We start from the raw sequence: 20,109 nt of genomic DNA on the forward strand, positions 1-20,109 counted from the left end.
CCGAACAACAGCTACATCGCGACCTTGGTCGAGCGCCATACGCGTTACGTGATGTTGGCCAAGGTGGCAGGTAAGGACACCCAGACGGTCGTCTCCGCGCTCATCAAGCAGGCGAAGAAGCTACCAGAGGAGCTGTATAAGTCCCTGACCTGGGACCGGAAAAAGGAACTCACGGATCATCGTCGCTTTACGTTGGCGACCAAAATCGACGTATACTTTTGCGATCCGCAAAGCCCGTGGCAGCGCGGCTCGAACGAGAACACCAATGGCCTGCTGAGACAGTACTTTCCGAAAGGCACCGATTTGTCGGTGCACTCGCAAGCCTATCTGAACAAAGTGGCTCGCCAGCTAAACGAACGACCACGTGAGACCTTGCAATTTGAAACTCCAGCAGAGAGATTTAACGCCTGTGTTGCGGCGACCGGTTGAGCCGGCAGGCGCAATCAAGATAGAATTGACCTGTTCATCGGTATCTCAATCCGGCATAAGGCCGACGGTCATGATTCATTTTGCCGCCGGACTCTTCGCCCTGTCCGGCGAACCAACAGAGCAGCATGCAGGTCAGATATAACACGCTAACCCTCACGGGATGGACATCGGTCGCAGTTACCGTGGCGGTCCTCGCCAAGACCTTCGTGCCGTTCTATCTAATAGGTTCGACAGCGATCTTTGCGGCTTCTGTTGCAGTCGGGCTTGTCCTGGTCGCGTTGAGCTGGCGCCCGATCTTCGACGGTGCCAACCACGCCCGGGACGCCCTCGTCGTAGCTGCGCTGTTCTACACGGTTATTGTCGTCAGCTTCCTGGCGTATTCCCGCGCCGCATTACCGGCGACACACCTGTGGGGCATCCTGATCATCCATGGGATCATGCTGATTTTTGGCTTTACTGCAGCGCGTGCGCTGAAGATGGTCCTGCTGGTGCTTTCCGGCACTGCGGCGATCTATGCGGCGCTGCTCGCCCTCCACGCATTGCGCTTCGGCGGCATCACAACGGGCATCAATATCGACGACATCTTCGGAATTGGAGTCCCGGAAATCTACATTACCTTCCACCAAAATATCGGCTTCGTGCTCGGCGTCGGCGTGCTAGCAATATTTGGATTGGCATCGAACCGCGTTATGCGGTTCCTCCTAGTGACCGCACTGCTGATCGTACTGCTGCTCTTGTTTCATATCGCTGCCCGAACGGCATTGGTCGCGCTCGCGAGTAGCCTGATCTTCTTAGGTTTCACAGCGCTCTGGGAGTATTCGAGGAAAGTCGCAACACTAACTGCCGCGGCTGTGATCGTGGCTGCGACGATTGCAGCGGGTGTACTTTCTCAGCGCGCGCTAAACCAAATCGGCGTGGACGCAAAGGCACCTGATGCGATCTCTCGGACGATCCGAGAGTTGCAGGACCCCAATCAGGGCTTCCGTTTGCCGATATGGGAACAGACCTGGCGCCATATCGTGAGCGACCCGGCGCGGTTGCCGCTTGGGCGGGGCATCGGCATGTATCCAATCGATGCGGGGTTTGGCGCTCCGGATTGGCTGCTTCATCCCACCGAAGGATCCAAGCATTATCCCCATAACGTGCATCTGGAAATACTCTACGATACCGGAATTGCCGGGCTGGTGCTGTTTAGTATTCTGACTATCTTACCAATCATTGCGTCGCTGCGCCGCTGGTCCACCTTTTCTCCCGCGGAGAAATCCACCGTCGCCATATATGTTTTTAACCTCGTGAGCTCGGACATTTCCGGCGCGTTTGCCTATACATATATGCTGCAGTTTTTTCTCGCATTGACAGTTGGTATCGTTGCGCTGAAACGAGCTGATGACACTAAGATTGACGGCGCGGGTGTACCTAAGGAGACCTGGGATCCAAAGCATCCGCGCGCGCCCGCATGATCTAGTGGCCAGACCCCGCGGGCCCGCCTGGCTGAAGATGGTCCCACGGGGCGCCAATCAACCATTACTTAACTTAAAAATGGGGCGGGCGTGCTACGTTAGACCTAAAAATCGAGCGCACCGATCACACACGATCAAGGGGCAATCTCCACTGTGATCACTTCGAATCCCCACTCCCCATACGAACCGGGATCGTGATTTATACGCACGAAAAACCGCCTAACCGCCGGACCAGCATTGGGAGAGAGTACGGTCACATAACCGGACACTCTATAGTCGCGATCGTCGGCGCCGAGCTCGACGTCGAATTTATTGGAAGCGCAACTTTCGAAACTGACCGGGCCTTGATCCTTCAAGCGTGCGCGCGCAGCATTCTGTGCTGTAACGCAAGCCATAATTCTCATATCGTTCAAGTAGGCTTTCGAGCGGTCTTCCGCGTGGGATAAATCCGCTTGGAGAACTACCGCGAAGACTAACGTTACACGACACGCTATTGCTTTAGTAACCCCTTTTGAAGCCGCCAATATGGCCCAGCGATCCTTAAACGGCATGCTTTCGCTCAAAATTCGGGTGCTGCCTACCCCACCGAACATCGTCATACGCGGAGCGCAATCTTTTAGATATCTCGGTAGCCTTACGAACGCCAGATGCGAGTAGCTTCAGCTGAGCGGCTTGTGCGCAATAGGAACTACTCTTAGAAGATTTTGAGCTGTATACCCCTGTTCATGAGATCGATGTCCGCCTAAAAACGGCGATCTGACCGAGACGGTCCCGGACTGTTCCGAGGGCAAATCAATCGATGTGAATTGAATGACTTTGGAAACTGCTGCACCGCCGCGACGAATACTATACGTCGTCAACGAGGACTTCGCGTTCTTGCTCAATCGGCTACCGATGGCTCGGGCGGCGCGCGAAGCAGGGTTTGAGGTACATGTCGCGACACGTGTCGATAGAGGCGCCGACGCGATTGAGGCGGAAGGCTTCACGCTGCATCGGGTTCCTTTCCGCCGAGGTGGGCTATCACCTTTTGCCGCAATCCCAACTATTAGGGCGCTACGACGCGTCGAAAGCAAAATTAAGCCGCAGATCATTCACCACTCTGGTTTGCAATGCTGCGTCTTTGGCTCGATCGCAGCACTCGGGAAAAAGATTCCCTTCGTAAATGCAATAACCGGGCTGGGCTATATTTTTACATCGGTGACTTGGCGAACGCGGTTGCTGAAGCGGAGCATGGCAACGCTGTTGCCATGGCTTCTAAATAGCGAGCAAAGCCTAGTGCTCGTTCAAAATCCTGATGATCAGTCAGCTCTCGAAACCCTTGGAATAGAACGGAAGCGGATCGTTTTGATCCCCGGGTCGGGCGTCGACACCGATCGCTTGCAGCCGCTGCCGGAACCGGATGGCCCGATCACAATTGGTTTTGCCGGGCGCTTGTTGACCGATAAGGGCATTCGGGCGTTGGTGGCCGCTCATGGTATTCTGCGTAAACAAGGGCATGGTATAAACCTGATAATTGCTGGAAATCCGGACCCAGCCAACCCCGCTTCTGTTCTGTTGGAAGAAGCACAGGCATGGAGCCGTCAGCCGGGAATCACCTGGCTCGGACACATCGACAACATCGTCTCGCTGTGGCAGCGCTGTCATGTGGCCGTACTGCCGTCGCACAGGGAAGGCTTGCCCATGAGCCTGCTGGAGGCCGCAGCATGCGGACGGCCGATGATAGCAACGGACGCTCCTGGATGCCGCGAAATCGTCATCAACGATCAGACAGGTCTGTTGGTGCCGATCGAGGACGCGCCGGCCCTGGCCGGCGCGATAGCGCGCCTTGCCACCTCACCTGCGCTACGTGCGCGCTATAGCTGTGCGGCACGGCAACTCGTCGTCGACAAGCTATCAGCGAAAATCATCGGCAAGGCTGTTATCGAGCTCTACGATCGCTTAGCGCTGGATCGTTTTCAAACTTACCGGCCGCCGGAGACTTCTACTTTGCCGGCCCAACGACTGCAGCGAGCCGGTAAAATTCTGCTTGTCAGTCAGCATTACGCACCGTTTCCCAGCACGACATCCGGCTACATGACCGACATCGCCAGGGCGCTTGCGCTGGAAAGCCAGGTGCTCGTTCTGTCGGGGACCCCGAACTCCGGCTCGAAATCGCCGTCGAAACCAGGCGAGCCCGCCGTCATCGAAATACGGAGCTGGTGGCCGGGGAGATCTGCGCTGGTCTCACGCTCGCTTGCCGCCCTCCTGTTCGCTGTGCAGGTTTTTCTTTCAGTCATGAAGCACAGCCGTCGTGAAGACGCCGTTCTTTGCGTTACGACTCCGTTCACGTTGCCCTATGCCGTGACGTTAGCGGCGCGACTACGCGATGCTTCTGCAGCGCTCATTATCTACGATTTCTATCCGGATTCCCTGATCATGGCGGGCTTTCTGCAACCCACGTCGATAGTGACCAAAATTATGCGATGGGCGAACAGGGTGATGTTCGAAGGGCTCGACGCCGTCGTTACCATCGGGCGTGACATGAATTCTATATTGATGGCCTACCCGCGAATGACCGCAGAAAAGATTAGCTTCATTCCAAATTGGGCGACGCTTCCGGTGCGCTATCGGGAGATCGCAGCTGACAATCCCTATCGCCGCCGTTGCGGAGGCAAATTCCTGGTGGCGATGTCGGGAAATGCGGGATTTACCCACGATCCCGACTCCGTATTTGAGGCCGCTCGAATATTGAAAGACAATACCGGTATTCATTTTCTGTTTTCTGGCGAAGGTGTTGGCTGGACTAAATTGAAGGAAATGCAGGCCGCCTCGCCGCTCGACAACGTCACGCTAATCGAGCGCGTACCCGAAGCAGAATTAGAAACTTTCCTGTCGGCCGCCGACATTTGGCTCATTCCGTACCGCAAAAACAATACCGGCGTGTCTGTGCCGAGCCGAATCTACAATTTGCTCGCGGTCGGTCGGCCCGTCATCATTTGCTCGGAACCGGACGCGGAAGCGGCCATCCTCGTCCGCGAACATGACTTGGGTTGGGTGGTGCAACCGGAGAGGCCCGCAGCGATTGCACAGGCCGTCGAGCTCGCAGCCTCGGCAGCCGGCAACACGCTGGAGAAGGGCCAGCGCGCGGCCGAGATCGCTCCGCGCTACACAAGGCAGAACGCGCTGAAATCTTACGGTGAACTGATGAGCCGTCTTCTGGACAGGCACGCCGCGGTGCCCGAGCAAGCCAAGCGGGAGCGTCGTGCCAGACTTCGCTGATCCCGATGAAGCGGGCAACAGCACGCCGTATCAAAGATAGCGTTTTAGCCGTTGACTCACCGGAAAGTTTTTTCCATCGAGGGCGGCGACACAGCCGCTCATACCGCCAATTCTCTCCTGCAAAGGCTTGCTTATGAAAAACGATCCAGTTTTGGTGACCGGCGGGATCGGATATGTGGGGCGGGAATTGGTGCGCCAGCTCGTCGCGCAGAGGGATTGCGAAGTCCACGTTCTGGATAATTTGGCCAGCGGTGAACATCGTCTGGCTCAGATGGACCAGAAAGAATTTGTTCTGCATCGGCACGACATCCGCGATGCCGATGCGGTCGCAGAATGTCTCGGTAAGGTGAAACCGGCGATTGTCTACCACCTCGCCGCAGTGCATTTCATTCCGGCGTGCGAGAGGGCGCCCGGCAATGCGGTCGCAATCAACGTGTCCGGGACCGTCAATCTTCTGAACGCCGCGCCGGCCGGAGCGAAATTCGTCTTCGCGTCGTCGGCTGCCGTTTATCGTCCGCTGCCCGGTGCTCACCTGGAACGCAATGAAGAGTTGGGGCCGGTCGATATCTATGGCTCCACGAAATTGCACGGCGAGGATTTTGTTCGGCACTATCACAACCAAAACAAGATCCGCGGCGTCATCGTCAGGTTGTTTAACGTGGTAGGCCCCGGAGAGACCAACCCACATCTCGTACCCGCCATTATCGGCCAGCTTGCGGCGGGCAAACACCAACTCGCCTTGGGAAACCTGTTTCCGCATCGTGACTATATCGACGTCAGCGACGCCGCATTCGGCTTTCGTGCGCTTGGCGAGAATGCCGCATTCAATGACGGACCGCTGATTTCAAATCTCGGCACGGGAAACACGCACTCCGTCGGCGATGTCGTCGCGACGATCGGCGCTGCGGCCGGCGTCACGCTCGATATCCAGCAGGACCCCTCGCGCATGCGCGCGGTCGATCGTCCGATGCTAAAGGCATCTACCCAGAAGCTGAAGCAGATCACCAATTGGACGCCGGCAATGTCGCTCACTGAGAGCATGCAGCGGGCATGGGCCAGCCGCGTTGAGGACGGGTTTTAATGACGGCGAGCAAGCCGCGCGTCGCCGCTGTTGTCATTACGCCACCGACGTTTAAGGCAAGCGGAGGGGTATCTGCTGCAATCCAGTTGACGCAAAGGATCGCGAAGCTGGTCGACAGCGCGTTGTTTCTCATGGCGGATCACGATAGCGAGACCGTCGAGGACGGCCTTCGCACCTTCCGCCAGAAGGCACGAAATCCCCTTCTGCCGCTGCAAAAATTCTTGCCGCGTCAGGCAGTCAGCCTCGCCTGGCGTGCGGATATCAAATCATGGCTGCGTGACGGCCGGTTCGATATTGTCCATTTTCACAACCCCCACCCGCCGGGCGCACTTAAGACCGCTGCGCAAGCCTGTCTTGATCTTCATATTCCTTACGTAATTTCGACGCATGGATTTGTCGAATTCAACGAATTTTCGCGCGGCTTCGGTGCCCCCCGCTGGCAAAAGCCGCTGCTGGAAATGCTGGTGCGACGTCCGGTCGTACACGTGGCGCAGAACGCGGCGAGAGTTTTGATGCTGTCGCCGCAAGAGGCGCCTATTCTGACCGGCATGGGTGTGGACCCTCGCAACCTTCGTGTCATCTCCAACGGGGTCGATCCGTATTTCGCAACCACAATTCCCGAAACCGAACGTCAAAGACTAACCAGGCGCTTCGCCCTTCCGGCGGAACATCCCCTCATGCTGTTTGTGGGCAACCACACGGCGAACAAGGGCCTCGACGTGCTGCTAAGGGCATTGCCCATTATGCGCGAAAAGGCTGTGACGGTCGTCGGCGGCGCAATCCGCTCGCAGGAAGAGCATGCACGGCTCCTCGCCGACAATGGCATGTCGGCCTCGGATGAGCGGCTTCTGTTCACTGATTTCATCACACGGGAAGAATTGCGGGCGCTCTATCAGACCGCGGATTTGTTTGTATTCCCCTCGCGCGCCGACACGCTGCCGCTTGTGGTCCTTGAAGCCATGGCGAGCCGCCTTCCCGTCGTTTCGACATTAATCGGCGGAATTCCGTTTGAGGTATCGCCCGATGCCGGAATTCTGGTGAAGCCGGGCGACCCCATGCCTCTCGCTGCCGCGTTGGACCGGTTGTGCGCCGATGAATCGATGCGCAAGGCAATGGGCAATGCCGGGCGGGCGCGCGTCATGGAGGTCTTTAACTGGGAAAGGTCGGCTGCACGGGCCGGGGCGATCTACCAGGAGATTTTGGCTGAAAAGATCGGATAGCAGGTGCCACCAATGGATCGTTAGTAAGCCCATTCTGAATGTTTAGCCGAGCGCCTTGTGTCCCACGAACGAGTAAAGACGGCCAGGCCTGTTATCGAAACGCTCGGCGACGGTCAGCGCAAATTTGAAGACGGAGTCAGAGCTCAGGATCGCTCGCCAGCCCGGTACCGGCAACTTGCGTGACAGACGCGAGACTACGGCATCGCGCAAGCTATTGATTGTATACGGAAACAGATTGATCGCGTTTGTCAGTGGCCCAAAGACCTCCAGCGGCTGAAATCCGGCCGCGCTCAGGGCGTTGACATAGCGATCGAGACGAAAGGCGTGCTCGCCGCCATACAGCCGGTGCAGCGGATGCTGGTCCAGAAACTTCTGGAGATCGGAATCGTGGCTGATGACATGTTCGCGTGCAGCGATCGCGATCCCACCGGGCTTCAGCACGCGATAAATTTCGCGGCAGGCATCTTCAAGGTTGGTCATGTGGTGCAAGACCGCCCGTGCGAATACCACATCGAAACTCTTGTCGGCGAACGGAAGCCGCTCGGACACCTCCTCGACAACGTCGATGGCGAGCCTCGCATCTTGGGCGAGCTTGCGGATCGCCGCGGATCCGACGATTGCACTCGGGTCGGGTTCGAGCGCGGTCACCTCAAAACCATCGCGCGCCAATGCGTAGCTGGCAATGCCACGACCGGCGCCGATATCGAGCGCCCGACCGTGGCGTCGGTGCAATATCTCAGAAACGGCGTGCCATTCTCCCGATGCATGATAACGTGCGGCAGCGTCCACCAACGGATCGTCATAGAACGCGTCTCGCGCAACCTGCTGCTGCTCAGGCTGATTGCGAAACCAGACGACGGCCTCCTCCCAAGACGAATGCCTAGGATCAGAGCTCATCGGGCGACAGCTCCCTGACGATGACCGCAGGATTCCCCGCTACGATGGAAAACGGTGGCACATCTTTGGTTACGACAGCGCCGGCAGCAACAATCGCACCCTGCCCCAACGTCACGCCGCGTAGCACAAAAGCCCCCGCGCCAATCCACGCGTCGTCGTGAATGGTGACAGGCTGCTCGCCGAGCGCCAGCTCGCGCGGATGGCCGCGTTCGAGTATCGCCCTAGTTTGCTGATGTCGTTGAGACGCACCTAATGGATGCGTAAGATTATCAAATATATTGACAGAGTGAGACACTAAAACACGACTTCCAATGGTGATCGAAGCGGCCGACCATATGCGAGTTCCCTCCCCTACGTAGCACCAATCTCCGAGCACAATCCTGCCGCCGTGACCAAAGGTCATAAGTTCACCGCGGACGAAAGTGTTGCGTCCAATCAAAATCCTCTCTGTGTCACCAGCAATATTTCTGATCCGCGCGCTTCGGCTTAAGCGCGAGCCCTCACCCAATCGACATGTAGCGCGTCCAACAAGTCGCTGAATCAGAATATCGAAATTCATTATCTTTGTAGGAATCCCGTAAATATATTCCGCCTGTAGCACAACTATAGCCGTTCCGCGAGAGCGACAAAACGCTGCCATTGCGCGGACTTGCTATAAATGCTTGCGATCCGGTGCCGTCCCCGGGCAGCCATTTGCAACGATCCGGGACCGTCGGCAAGCCGTTCTTCGATCAGCCGGGCGGCCTGTTCGGGAGAACCGTAGACTTTGATCGTCGTGTCCGGCTCCATGCCATCCGGGTATTGCCCAGAGTCCGAAACCAGCAGGGCGCCGCAGCCCATCGCCTCGAAGCATCGCATGTTGCCGCGATCCTCTCCTGCCATGTCGATGGCGCCGTTGAGCACGATCTTGGACTGCCCGATCAAATCATAAAGCTGCCGTCCGAACACCGGCTCTTTTGCAATCCTCGATATCGCCGGGGGACGGCGGTGCTTTCTGAGCGGCGGCAAAAAGCCGGCAGGGCTTTCAGCAAGCCGCGTGAAACGCGATGCATCCAGACAGAAGACGACGCTCCGGGTCACAGCGAGATTGGCGACCCGCTCCAGAATCCTCGCACGTCGCGAATGGTGGCGGGAGTAGCCTCCGACGAACAGGACGTCGATAGGCCGCTCGCCCCGGCCATATTCGTTCATCACCGGATCGATCGCAGGCGAAAACGAAGCGACCCGACAGCCCTTTTTGCGCCAGTCCTCAAGGATTGACGGAAAATTACCGACGACAAGATCATAAGTCGACAGGTTGGCATTACCCGAAGGCGCCGCGCGCCAGCACACGGTTTTCTTTACGCACCCGGGCAGCTTGCGCACGAAGGCATTGCCGTACCGGATCGGATCGAGATTGTACAGGACATCGGCGCGATGATGTTCGATCTGCGCGATGAGAATGTCTTCCAATGCGCTTGACGACGGCATCCCGTTTTCTCGCGCCCAGTATTTCTGCAGCGTGTGGTCGTCGCCGTTGGTGAAGAAGGCATCAGGGGATCTGTCGAGAACCGGCTGCAGGAAATGCAACGCGCCGAACCTGTCGTTCAGGAACACACGCAGTCGCTCGTCGAAGCGAACGGCACCAGTCGCAAGACGGTCGAAATGACGCAGATAGGATGGGTAAAGACCGCTATTCTGGAATATTCGCATTTCAGAGGATCCGCCAGCAGCCGGGATCGATAGCATTCTCCGCGCGAATAAGAAACTCAGCTACCGGCGCTTCGCCTCCCCCAAATGGCCATCTAGCTGCGAACGATTGACACTGTCACATGCTGCTGCGAAATAGCACGGTTTTACGTTTCAGATGACCGATGCGCGGCGCAATACGGACTCGGAACAGCCTATGACCAGCAAAAATAACGCGGGGTACCGGATTGAAGGCGAGTCGATCTATTCCAACACGGAATATCTCGCGAGCAACCCGACGTGGCATGTCGAGGATTCACCGTGGAAGGCCCAGAAGATTTACGAGATCCTTCGCAGGAACAATCTCAAGCCATCGCGGATTGCGGAAATTGGCTGCGGCGCCGGCGAGATCCTGGTACAGCTCAAGGCTCACCTGCCTGAAAGTTCTTTCGTCGGCTATGAGATGTCGGAGCAAGCCTTCGCGCTGGCGCGAAGTCGCGAACGTGCCGGTGTGCGTTATGTCAACGCCAATCTGCTGGATGAAGAGGTTCGCTTCGATGCTCTCCTATGCATTGACGTGTTCGAACATGTCGATGACTACATCGGATTCATCAAATCCCTGAAACGCTACGCCGACTACAAAATCTTCCATATTCCGCTCGACCTGTCCGTTCAGGCAGTAGCGCGGGTTGACGCGTTGCCGGAAGCGCGGCGAAGAGTCGGACATCTGCACTACTTCACCAAAGAGACCGCACTCGAGACCATAAGATACTGCGGCTATGAAGTAATCGACGCCAATTTCACCGCGCTTGCGATCGAACCCCCGAATCGCGGCTTGCGGGCCAACCTGATGAAAATACCTCGTATTCTCCTGTCGAAAGTCGCGCCGGATTTTGCCGCACGTGTTCTGGGTGGGTGGTCGCTGATGGTGCTGGCAAAATAACTAAATCAGCCATTGCCGGCCGGTATCGACGATGGCCCAGCCTGATTGAGAAGCCTAGTCGCTTTTACGAGGGCACCTGCCAAGAGCGGCGCAAGCAGCAATCCGCCCGACAACAATGCGGTGTTAAGAGCACTCACCAACAGCGTGAAGACACCGACAAACGCCGCGGCCATCACTGCGATGCCGAGCGCAGTTTTGCCATTCACCAGATAAATCGCATCGATTGAACGGCATATGGCGCCCGCGAGCATGCTGTAAACGATAACGCCGGCATACGAAAAATCAACCCAGGCGTCGGCGATGAACAGTGCGTTGCTGGTAACATCTTTGGTGTTGTGCCAGAGCTGCGAGATGATCGTGTATGCGGGCGTGTAATCGAGTCCCATGATCATCGCCAGCGGCCGGATATTGGCGCCCCATGTGTGAGGATATCGGAAGGGGAATGCGCTGAACGTTTCCAGAACCGATTCACTCGGCACCTCGAAGACCCGGTAATAGAGAAACCCCAGCGCACCGAAATTGTCATAGGCAGACATCGTGAACCTGATGATCAGGTAAAATACGAGAATGAGCGCGAACAAAGCACCGAGCCCACTGCGCCAAGTCAACTTATTGCGAAAGACAAGCAGTCCTGCCACGACCAATTGAATAAGAAAGAATGCCGGAGGCGCTTTGCTCAGGGTTTCGAACTTTCCGATCATAACAGCGAGAAAAAGCAAACTCGCTGCCACAAACAAAATCCACGAACGATTGACCCAGCTCGAAAGCAATCCCCACACGACTAACATCGGCGCCACCGCTCCCAAGATCAAACGGTAGAGATAGTTCGGGCTGCCCCCGTAATTCAGGCGATAAGCGGCCCTGCCCGTTTCATCTCCGGTAATCGACAAGAACGCCTTGATGGTGCCGACATGGTTCTCCTTGAACGATGCCCAGGCCAGGAACACAGCGAGACTCGCGATCACTACCAATAGCATTCGGCTGCCGCCGACGTTGTCTTTCAACGGCTGCGAATTCCAGCCGGTCAAGGCAGCCTGCATGGTCGCGATCCGCTTTGGTATCAGCCGATCGACAATCTCGATCCCCAAAATGACCCCGACGTACATCAGCGCCATCGCAAAATTCATAGCGATAACGATGGCGCCAAAATCTGGGGACGCCGCGTGAATGATGCTGAATATAATGGACTTGCCGCCCATCGAGCCTGAAAGTCGCTCGAGCACCATAGCCTTCTCGCCTGATGAGAGCATGAAACTCAAATAGGCAGGGCCATAGACCAGCAACAGCGATCCCACCAGCATTGTGGCGGCCGTGAGAAACAAGCGTAATCTGAAATAGAGATAGATTGCCGCGCCGCTCATGGCCAAAGTTGCAACCGCATAGCTTGCTGCGAGCATCACCACCCTCCGGAAGAGCGGAAACCCGCTTCGCCAAATTGGGCAGGATGCGGCCCAACCGTCGTTCTTCAGTGCGGCAAGCGAGCTAACATCCACTTCATATGAAGATATGGCCAAATTCGGTCGGCCGACTCCCAATTCCATGATTTGTTGCGGTTGAAGGTGAGAACCACTTTTTCGAGTGACGGCTCATCGACCAGTTCGGCAAAGGCCGCAACCTTCTTTGCCAACAATGATGCCGTCCAGTCCGAAAGCGGGCCATTCAGCCATTCCGGCATTGGCGAATTGAAGCCCACTTTTCGCTTCCCGGCCCGGATCGATTCCGGCATGCGCCCGGCCATGGCACGGCGCGCGATCAATTTGGAAATACCTCCGGCATATTTGGTCTCTTCCGGAAGGGCGACCGTATATGTCACCAGACGCCAATCCAGAAACGGCATACGCACTTCAATGCCATGTGCCATCGACAAACGATCGAAGTTCCGCAAGATCGTCGGCAACACAGTTCCATGAAGCATGCGATAGAGCCTGCGATTGAAGGACCCCCATTCGCGCGGCAGGCGGTCCTCATCGCCCACCACCGGGAACGGCCGCGGCAGCGAGGAAAGCCCCCCACGCAGAAAGAACTGACCTTTGTGTTGGATTAGCCTAGCGCGTGCGAGATCCACCGTTCGCGCCAGAAACCGCCAGCGGGACACAATTCCTGACAACAGGTTCCGCAGCTGGAAAATTCCGGTGCCACCAGCCTGCAGGTAGCCGCCCATCAGTTCATCCGCGCCATGACCATCGAGTGACACCAGTACCCCTCGGCGGCGAAGTTCCCTGTAAATCAGCCACACCGCGGTCGGCAGGCCGATATAGATATCGTCCATATCCTCGAGAACGCGATCGAAATCTCTCAAGGCGTCATCGACGCCGATCTGGAGTATCGTAGGATCGACGCCAGCCCAGGCAGCAGCTTCCTCGGCCTGTGGCCGTTCGTCGTTAGGAGAACCCGGAAACGACACGACGAAAGCATGGCGCCAGGCATGATTGCCTCGCGGCCCCATTCCCGCCTTCTCGGCATCGGCCATCGTGCAGATAATCGCCGAAGAATCGAACCCGCCGGACAGGCAGGTGCCGATCGGCACGTCACTGCGCATGCGCAGGGCTACGGCATCGCGAAAAATCTCGCCGAACCGTTCGACGCGCCCGACTTCTGTGGAGGGCAGCTGCGGCAAGTGATCAATCGTCCGCCACCAGCGTGTCAGGCTGGTGCGGCCTGCCTTTATCCAGAGATAATGACCTCCCTGCAGCCGACTGACTTCTCGATGCAGTGTGCGTTCGCTGCCCTCGATACTGAACGCATCGACCAAAATCCGGCGTGCAACGTCCACGTCGATATCGGTTGGCACCAGTCCGCATCCAACGAGCGCACGCATTTCCGAGGCAAAGACAAAACGTCCGTCCGAAACCGAATAAAGCAGCGGCTTGATACCGAAGCGATCGCGCGCCAAAAAAACATCGCCTGAGACCTTGTTGACAATGGCAAGGGCCCACATGCCGTTGAAGCGCAACAGCATGTTCGGTCCCCAAGCCTGCCACGCAGCAAGGATGACTTCCGTATCGGACTCAGTGCGGAACTGGATGCCTAACCGCTCCAACTCCTCTCGCAATTCGAGGAAGTTGTAGACCTCGCCATTGTAGACGATGACATAACGGCCATCGCCCGATATCATCGGCTGATTGCCACGTGCGCCGGGGTCGATAATTGCCAAACGGCGATGGCCAAGCGCGATGTGCTTGTCATCGCTGAACCAAAATCCCGCGCCGTCGGGACCGCGATGAGCGACCAGGCTGGTCAGACGTTCAATCGCGTCAGGAGCGACGGTCCTGCCCTGTAGATCGACGATACCCGCAATGCCGCACATGAATCAGAGACTCCTCGCAGGAAGAAATCGCGTTGCGATGCGATGCATATCCCGCCGGCAAATCTCTCCGTAAGGCCCAACACTGGAGACCGCGAGAACAACTGCCAGGATCGCCGCAGCAGAAAAGCCATACCAGCCCACAATCTGCCACCAGACCACACTCTGACCGAAGCTGTAACCGGTAATCCAGACTCGCAACAAGACCGCACAGGCCACACCGACGGCGATTGGCAGCAGGACGAAATGCCCGACCCGCTGCCAAATGTCCGGCAAATTGAAACTCCGTCGCAGCAGCAGCGTCATCACAACGATCTGCGCCAACGCGCCGACACAGGAACTCCAGCCGGCGGCGGGCCATCCGATATAAGGTAGTGCGATCGCGCTTGTGCCAAGCGTGAACAGCGCGGTGACCAGCGAGATCGCGGCGTTAGTCCGCGTCCTGCCGTTCGCCAACAGATAAAATGCGAAAACATTGGTGCCGCTGCCGAGAATCCCCGCCAGCGCCAAGACGATCAGGACGCGCTGACCTTCGGCCGCGACCTCCGCGCCAGTCCACAGATGCAGTACATTGCCCGCGACAGGAATGAGGGCTCCGAGCACACCAACCGCCAGAACATTCAGCACCCAGGCCGCACGGAAAAACAAATCGCACACGCGCGCATCGCCCTCACCTTGCAGCGAGCTGAAAAACGGAAACAAAATCTCGCCTATTTTCAGGACACCGATGTAAATCGCCTCCTCGAGGCGTTGCGCGATCACATAGTAACCTACATTTTGCGGTTGCAGGAACGCGCCAAGCAAATAGCGATCCGCCTGCCCCGCAACAAGCCCTCCGCCCTGCGCGACCACTTGCCATTTGCCGGTGCGCAGAAGGCTTGCCAGCGACATGCGATGCAAGGCTGGAAGCGCCACCCATTTGGCCAGTGCGAGCCGCGACAACAGTACCGACAATAAAAGATTGGCTGCAAACCCCGCCATTTGACAGGCTATGAAGGTAGATGCAACCGGCCATCGCGGGATGAGTACCAGCATCAAAAGCGTCGAGATGACGGTACCCGCGATATTGATCAGGGCGAGCCGCGCATAGTCCTGGCGCGCTGTGAACAGCGCGAGGAAGACGCCGGCGACGCACTGGCACAGCCATCCCAGGGCGCCGAAGCAGAACGCCGCAAAAAGATCGTAAGAGAGATCGCCGCTCAGATGAAATAGGCGCTGCGCCACAGCGGGACCCGCGAGCGGGAAAACCGCCGCGAGCGGAATGCCCGCGGCCAGACTGAGAAACAGCGCCGTTGCAAAAAACTGCCTTGCCTCGCGACGCTCTCCGGGAGCAAGTCGTTGCGCTAGTTCGCGCGTAATCATCAGCGCGAGAGAACTGCTGAAAATCAGCGCAGGCGCGATGCTGGCGATGACAAGTCCCGCAATTCCGAACGATGCAACGCCCAGGCGCATGACGACAAAAGGCAGGATCAGTAAGTTCAACCCGACGCCGACGAGAAACGCCGTCGCATTCCAGGTCGAGTTTGCCAGTAATCGAGAGCCGCTTTTCATAGGGTATCTTCAATCGGCTCTGAACCGATATCGCCAGCGGTGGGCATGACTAACTGAAGGCGCTAATGAGATCGACCACGGTCTTCTGCTGCTGCGCCGTGATTTCCGCGAACATCGGCAACGACAGGATGCGGCCCTGATGCCGGTGGGCATTCGGAAACTGCTCGGGACGATGACCCAAGCGCCGGTAGGCTTCCAGAAACGGCAGCGCAACGGGATAGTTGATGGCGGTTTGCACACCGTTTGCGTTCAAATGCGCGGCGAGTTGGTCGCGTTGCGGATGCTGGATGGTGTAGAGGTGATAGACATGGGTGCGATCGGGAGCGACCTGCGGCACGACGATTTCCTCGATCTGGTTGAGACCGGTGTTATAGACCGCGGCCGCGGCCTGCCGCGCCTGCGTCCAACGCGCCAAATGCGGTAGCTTCGCCGAAAGGATGGCGGCCTGCAGACCATCCAAACGGCTGTTGATGCCCTCGAATTGATGTTGATGCTTCACCAGTCCGCCGTGTCGCGCCAGCATCGCCATTCGTTCGGCGAGATCTGAACGACCGGTGACGATAGCACCAGCATCGCCCATCGCCCCGAGATTCTTGCCTGGATAGAATGAATAGGTGGCAGCGTCGCCGAAGGTACCGACCTGTTGACCCTTATACCGCGCCAAATGCGCTTGCGCACAGTCCTCGATTACCCAAAGGCCGTGCTTGCGTGCGATCGCCATGATCGCGCCCATGTCAGCCGGTTGACCATAAAGATGAACTGGAATGATTCCGACAGTTCGCGGCGTGATGGCACTCTCAACGGCTGCGGGGTCGATCGTGAAAGTGCTGGCGTCCGTATCGCAAAAAACTACCGTCGCACCGGCATGAGTGATCATGGCCGACGTGCTGATCCACGATTGTGCCGTGGTAATTACCTCATCGCCGGGCTTAACCCCCAGGGCAGCCATCGCAACAAAGAGCGCGTCGGTTCCGTTGGCGCAAGACACGCAATGATGCGCATCAACAACAGTCGCAAATGCACGCTCAAACGCATCGACGTATGGTCCACGAATGAACGCGCTGTCACGAATGACGGAAGAAACGGCGGCGTCGATTTCCGATTTGATGCTCTGGTATTGCAGATGAAGATCGGCGTAGGGCACGGCCATCGGTGGAAACTTTCGTTCAAGCTGGTGACGGCTACCGGCGCGTGAGTAGGCGCGCCGGATTTCCTGCGTAGGATCCGGGCACCGCGATATCCTTGGTCACTACGGCTCCCGCCCCGACCACGACATCGTCGCAGATCTTAACCGGAAGAATTGCCGCGCCCGATCCGATTGATACTCGATTTCCGATTTTTGTGGGACGCCACAGCTCTTTGCGACCACGCGCCGGCCCACCGATCGAAAACGTATCGTTGACGAACATCACCCCGTGGCCGATGAAACAATCTTCGCCGATTGTGACGAGTTCGCAGACGAACGCATGGGACTGAACTCGCGTCCGCGCTCCGATACGTACGGCTTTCTGGACCTCGGTAAAGGGGCCAATGAAACAGTCGTCTCCAATTTCGCAGCCGTAGAGATTGCAGGGCTCCACGATCCTGACGCGCGCGCCGAATAGCACATCACGCACACTTACGTGTCGGATCTCGGGCTCGTTCATGGTAGCTCACCCAGACGACACAACTGCGGAACAAAATTCAACGAGACTTCCTTGCCCGTCTCAATCGACTCGTACAACGCAGATATCAGTTCGAGGCTCTTGCGTCCCTGAAGACCATCGACAAGCGCCGGACTCTGATCGTTGAGGCATTTGACGACGTGCTCGTAGTACGCCTGGTGACCGAACCCATAAACATTTGGCGGATTGACGGAGAATCTCTCCATCACGTCCTTGTCTGAATCTAGTTCTTCTGAGAATCGCCAATGCCGGATTTTGTTGACTGCAAAGCCCGCAATTTCGACTGAACCCTTTTCTCCGAGTATCGACAGGGACCCTTCAAGATCCTTCGGCCTGATTGCCGTTGTGGCTTCGATGATTCCGAGCGCGCCATTTCTGAATCTGAGCGTCGCCACCGCCGTGTCTTCGGCTTCGATGTTCACCAACGCCGTTGCCGCCCGGGCGTGTACGCTAACGACGTCACCGAAGAACCATTCCAGCATATCGACATGGTGGCTGGCCTGGTTGGCTAGAACGCCGCCATCATATGCCCAGGTTCCGCGCCATTTATCCTGATCATAGTAGGCTTGATCGCGAGACCAGCGCACCCTCACGGTTCCCAGCACCAGGCGTCCAAAGCGGCCGCTATCAAGCGCCTCGCGCGCCTTGACCACGGGAACATTGAATCGATTCTGTTTCACGACGAACAGCTTAACTGCCGCGGCATCGCAGGCGCGGATCATGGCATCGGCGTCTTGAAGGCGAAGAGCCATCGGCTTTTCGACGATGACATGCTTGCCCGCCTTGGCAACAGCAATAGTGTGAGCCGGATGCATGCCACTTGGCGTCAACACGGAAACAGCCTGGATATCTTTTCGGCCAAGAAATTCATCGATATTGTAGAATGCCAACACGCCAAATTTCGCGGCGATTGCGTTGGCGCGCTCACGGACTTCGTCGCAGACTGCAACCAGTTCGGCTCCTGGGATATGGCCTCCCCCAAGAAGATCGGAGTGGCGCTTCGCGATGCGTCCGCACCCCAGTAAGCCAAACTTGATCACGGATCACCCTTTGCGGTTCGCTCCAGAGAGCGCACGACGTCTATCCGGACGACCTATCCTATATCGCGCGATACCCCAACATTTGTAGAAATGGCACGATCTGACCGGCCCAGTACACCGGTTCCACGTATCACACCGGATAGCCGAAGCTGCTATCATTTTCAATATCTTGCATGTCCATGATGGATCACGAACCGCCTTGTCAAGGCTTGCCCCTACCGAATTCTGGCGCGAGCGTCCATTTTTTCAGAAGCCAACCATCGCTCGTTCTGGGGGTAAAGACGCTGGCTGATTTTGCGCCGTCTTGAATTCTGGCGCTGATCCTCTATGAATGCGAGAATTCACCCTGCACCAAAGTATTTTGAGATTTTTTCGAGAGCGAGTGGGCTAGGTGGACGCGAAAACAGATAGCGAGCAGGCGAAGAGCCTGGTGATAGGCGCCACCGGCCTTACTGGTGGTTATATTCTCGAGCACCTCGTCCGCGGCGGACAGCGCCCGCTCGCCCTTTCCAGGTCGCGGCAAACCAGAACTGGCGTCGACTGGTTTCAAGGGGACCTTGAGAAACCCGAGACATTCGGGCTTCCGCCGTTTGCGACCCTATATTGTACTGCGAACGCGATCCTGTTGCCGGCGGCGCTTCCGTATCTTTTCAATCCCTCATTGAAGCGGGTCGTCGTCTTCAGTTCGACCAGCGTCATAACAAAAATTGACAGTGAAATCGTCTCGGAGCGAGAGACGCTGAAGAAACTCGCTGACGCAGAGCAAGAGATCGCCGCACTCTGTGGTCAAAACAGCATTGGCTGGACGATATTGCGTCCCACGCTCATTTATGCCGAAGGCCGAGATCGCAATATTACGCCGTTGTCGAAGCTTATCCGAAGATTCGGCTTTATGCCCCTTGTCGGCGGAGGGCCGGGTTTGCGGCAACCGGTGCATGCGGAGGACCTGGCGATCGGAGCCATTTCCGCGGCATCGAGTCACTCCGCAGCGAATAAGTTCTATTCCTTGCCTGGTGGCGAAACTCTTACTTACCACGAGATGATCGGTCGAATTTTTGATGGGCTGCGGCTGCCGCGGCGTACTATTTCAATACCGCCCTTCTTGTGGAAGGCCGCCTTTGTCATTGCGAAGCCACTTTTTCCCGGCGCCAATGCCGCGATGGGCACGCGAATGATGAAGGATATGGCTTTTGATTCCACCCCCGCGGCGGACGACTTCGGTTGGAAACCGAGAATGTTCAATCCGACTTTTGACTAGGAGCCGGCATCATCTGCCGCAAGGCCCCGAAGGTCGTTGCGCATGCCGCGTGCGAGGCAACGATACTGCGGTGCCTGAACCCGACCCGGCGCAGGATCCCCCGTAGAATCGTCCAGGCTCGCGTCGCGACAAACCCGCGGCGCTTCAAATCGACGTAGAAAATCGGATGTCAGTACCTCCGCATTCGCTGGGATCGCCGCCGAATCGACAGTTCAGATCGACTTTCGGCTTCGATGCGCCGAACTCGCTGCCGGGCCGGGCAGCGGCATATTCTCGAAGATCAAGTCTTGGGCCGACAACGTCGGGTTCGACAAGAACACGCGCGCAGGTCGCCAT

16 protein-coding genes and 2 pseudogenes are annotated in these 20,109 nt (G+C 57.3%); 8 read left to right on the forward strand and 10 right to left on the reverse strand.

The window, feature by feature from the left end:
* Together N554_RS0105385 and N554_RS0105390 are read left to right on the forward strand one after the other, a co-directional pair.
* Window positions 1-429: IS30 family transposase (locus tag N554_RS0105385; protein ID WP_029582546.1), on the forward strand; the 429-nt coding region annotated here is incomplete at its 5' end.
* Between the two features lie 125 nt (window positions 430-554).
* On the forward strand, window positions 555-1,889 hold the full coding sequence (locus N554_RS0105390) for an O-antigen ligase family protein (RefSeq protein ID WP_081851115.1): 1,335 nt from the start codon (window positions 555-557) through the stop codon (window positions 1,887-1,889).
* Between the two features lie 134 nt (window positions 1,890-2,023).
* On the opposite strand, the gene N554_RS0105395 is transcribed toward N554_RS0105390, so the two are convergent.
* Entirely contained in the window at window positions 2,024-2,488 is a 465-nt protein-coding gene (locus N554_RS0105395) for a hypothetical protein (protein WP_029582548.1), read from the reverse strand.
* Window positions 2,489-2,699: 211 nt separating this feature from the next.
* Between N554_RS0105395 and N554_RS0105400 the strand changes: the two are divergent.
* From N554_RS0105400 to N554_RS0105415, 4 genes and pseudogenes are all read left to right on the forward strand, one after another.
* Window positions 2,700-3,830 (forward strand): annotated as a pseudogene (locus tag N554_RS0105400) (glycosyltransferase family 4 protein); the annotation flags it as partial.
* Between the two features lie 141 nt (window positions 3,831-3,971).
* Window positions 3,972-5,147 (forward strand): annotated as a pseudogene (locus N554_RS0105405) (glycosyltransferase family 4 protein); the annotation flags it as partial.
* 133 nt (window positions 5,148-5,280) lie between these two features.
* The gene (locus N554_RS0105410) at window positions 5,281-6,228 is read left to right on the forward strand and encodes an NAD-dependent epimerase/dehydratase family protein (protein WP_036052474.1); all 948 of its coding nucleotides are present in this window, start codon (window positions 5,281-5,283) and stop codon (window positions 6,226-6,228) included.
* Window positions 6,228-7,448: a glycosyltransferase family 4 protein gene (locus tag N554_RS0105415; RefSeq protein ID WP_051677330.1), complete on the forward strand. Its 1,221-nt coding sequence runs from the start codon at window positions 6,228-6,230 to the stop codon at window positions 7,446-7,448. Before N554_RS0105410 ends, N554_RS0105415 begins: the two co-directional genes overlap by 1 nt.
* Window positions 7,449-7,490: 42 nt before the next feature.
* Here the strand turns inward: N554_RS0105415 and N554_RS0105420 are convergent, their stop codons facing one another.
* From N554_RS0105420 to N554_RS0105430, 3 genes are read right to left on the reverse strand one after another with little or no spacing between them, the layout of a single operon-like run.
* Window positions 7,491-8,345 carry a class I SAM-dependent methyltransferase gene (locus N554_RS0105420; RefSeq protein WP_029582552.1) on the reverse strand — a complete coding sequence of 285 codons (855 nt, stop codon included), beginning with the start codon at window positions 8,343-8,345 and terminating at the stop codon, window positions 7,491-7,493.
* The gene (locus N554_RS0105425; protein ID WP_036052526.1) at window positions 8,335-8,904 is read right to left on the reverse strand and encodes an acyltransferase; all 570 of its coding nucleotides are present in this window, start codon (window positions 8,902-8,904) and stop codon (window positions 8,335-8,337) included. The genes N554_RS0105420 and N554_RS0105425 overlap by 11 nt, the downstream gene beginning before the upstream one ends.
* Before the next feature lie 44 nt (window positions 8,905-8,948).
* Complete coding sequence (locus tag N554_RS0105430) at window positions 8,949-10,037, reverse strand: glycosyltransferase family protein (RefSeq protein WP_029582554.1); 1,089 nt, start codon at window positions 10,035-10,037, stop codon at window positions 8,949-8,951.
* Between the two features lie 193 nt (window positions 10,038-10,230).
* Here N554_RS0105430 and N554_RS0105435 point away from each other — a divergent pair, with 193 nt between their 5' ends.
* Window positions 10,231-10,956: a class I SAM-dependent methyltransferase gene (locus N554_RS0105435; protein WP_081851142.1), complete on the forward strand. Its 726-nt coding sequence runs from the start codon at window positions 10,231-10,233 to the stop codon at window positions 10,954-10,956.
* A gap of 5 nt (window positions 10,957-10,961) precedes the next feature.
* Here the strand turns inward: N554_RS0105435 and N554_RS0105440 are convergent, their stop codons facing one another.
* From N554_RS0105440 to N554_RS0105465, 6 genes are all read right to left on the reverse strand, one after another.
* Window positions 10,962-12,353 carry a hypothetical protein gene (locus N554_RS0105440; RefSeq protein ID WP_036052477.1) on the reverse strand — a complete coding sequence of 464 codons (1,392 nt, stop codon included), beginning with the start codon at window positions 12,351-12,353 and terminating at the stop codon, window positions 10,962-10,964.
* A 68-nt stretch (window positions 12,354-12,421) separates the two neighbouring features.
* A complete protein-coding gene (asnB, locus tag N554_RS0105445; protein ID WP_029582557.1) occupies window positions 12,422-14,263 on the reverse strand; it encodes an asparagine synthase (glutamine-hydrolyzing) in 1,842 nt (613 codons plus the stop codon).
* A 3-nt stretch (window positions 14,264-14,266) separates the two neighbouring features.
* The gene (locus N554_RS0105450) at window positions 14,267-15,811 is read right to left on the reverse strand and encodes a lipopolysaccharide biosynthesis protein (RefSeq protein ID WP_029582558.1); all 1,545 of its coding nucleotides are present in this window, start codon (window positions 15,809-15,811) and stop codon (window positions 14,267-14,269) included.
* A 49-nt stretch (window positions 15,812-15,860) separates the two neighbouring features.
* A complete protein-coding gene (locus N554_RS0105455) occupies window positions 15,861-16,961 on the reverse strand; it encodes a DegT/DnrJ/EryC1/StrS family aminotransferase (protein ID WP_029582559.1) in 1,101 nt (366 codons plus the stop codon).
* A 31-nt stretch (window positions 16,962-16,992) separates the two neighbouring features.
* On the reverse strand, window positions 16,993-17,457 hold the full coding sequence (locus tag N554_RS0105460; RefSeq protein ID WP_029582560.1) for an acyltransferase: 465 nt from the start codon (window positions 17,455-17,457) through the stop codon (window positions 16,993-16,995).
* The gene (locus N554_RS0105465) at window positions 17,454-18,515 is read right to left on the reverse strand and encodes a Gfo/Idh/MocA family protein (RefSeq protein ID WP_029582561.1); all 1,062 of its coding nucleotides are present in this window, start codon (window positions 18,513-18,515) and stop codon (window positions 17,454-17,456) included. Before N554_RS0105465 ends, N554_RS0105460 begins: the two co-directional genes overlap by 4 nt.
* 391 nt (window positions 18,516-18,906) lie before the next feature.
* Between N554_RS0105465 and N554_RS0105470 the strand changes: the two genes are divergently transcribed.
* Window positions 18,907-19,773, forward strand: a complete 867-nt coding sequence (locus tag N554_RS0105470; RefSeq protein ID WP_029582562.1) for an NAD-dependent epimerase/dehydratase family protein — start codon at window positions 18,907-18,909, stop codon at window positions 19,771-19,773.
* Window positions 19,774-20,109 lie beyond the last annotated feature (336 nt).

Origin of the sequence: Bradyrhizobium sp. URHD0069, assembly GCF_000701345.1 — a bacterium.
Lineage (GTDB): Bacteria > Pseudomonadota > Alphaproteobacteria > Rhizobiales > Xanthobacteraceae > Bradyrhizobium.

What these genes read in the sequence shown, in the direction of transcription:
- N554_RS0105450 (WP_029582558.1), bottom strand. Translation starts at nt 15,811, where the DNA reads ATGAAAAGCGGCTCTCGATTACTGGCAAACTCGACCTGGAATGCGACG.
- N554_RS0105425 (WP_036052526.1), bottom strand. Translation starts at nt 8,904, where the DNA reads ATGAATTTCGATATTCTGATTCAGCGACTTGTTGGACGCGCTACATGT.
- N554_RS0105395 (WP_029582548.1), bottom strand. Translation starts at nt 2,488, where the DNA reads ATGACGATGTTCGGTGGGGTAGGCAGCACCCGAATTTTGAGCGAAAGC.
- N554_RS0105460 (WP_029582560.1), bottom strand. Translation starts at nt 17,457, where the DNA reads ATGAACGAGCCCGAGATCCGACACGTAAGTGTGCGTGATGTGCTATTC.
- N554_RS0105415 (WP_051677330.1), top strand. Translation starts at nt 6,228, where the DNA reads ATGACGGCGAGCAAGCCGCGCGTCGCCGCTGTTGTCATTACGCCACCG.
- N554_RS0105455 (WP_029582559.1), bottom strand. Translation starts at nt 16,961, where the DNA reads ATGGCCGTGCCCTACGCCGATCTTCATCTGCAATACCAGAGCATCAAA.
- N554_RS0105390 (WP_081851115.1), top strand. Translation starts at nt 555, where the DNA reads ATGCAGGTCAGATATAACACGCTAACCCTCACGGGATGGACATCGGTC.
- N554_RS0105440 (WP_036052477.1), bottom strand. Translation starts at nt 12,353, where the DNA reads ATGCTCGCAGCAAGCTATGCGGTTGCAACTTTGGCCATGAGCGGCGCG.
- N554_RS0105410 (WP_036052474.1), top strand. Translation starts at nt 5,281, where the DNA reads ATGAAAAACGATCCAGTTTTGGTGACCGGCGGGATCGGATATGTGGGG.
- N554_RS0105435 (WP_081851142.1), top strand. Translation starts at nt 10,231, where the DNA reads ATGACCAGCAAAAATAACGCGGGGTACCGGATTGAAGGCGAGTCGATC.
- asnB (WP_029582557.1), bottom strand. Translation starts at nt 14,263, where the DNA reads ATGTGCGGCATTGCGGGTATCGTCGATCTACAGGGCAGGACCGTCGCT.
- N554_RS0105420 (WP_029582552.1), bottom strand. Translation starts at nt 8,345, where the DNA reads ATGAGCTCTGATCCTAGGCATTCGTCTTGGGAGGAGGCCGTCGTCTGG.
- N554_RS0105430 (WP_029582554.1), bottom strand. Translation starts at nt 10,037, where the DNA reads ATGCGAATATTCCAGAATAGCGGTCTTTACCCATCCTATCTGCGTCAT.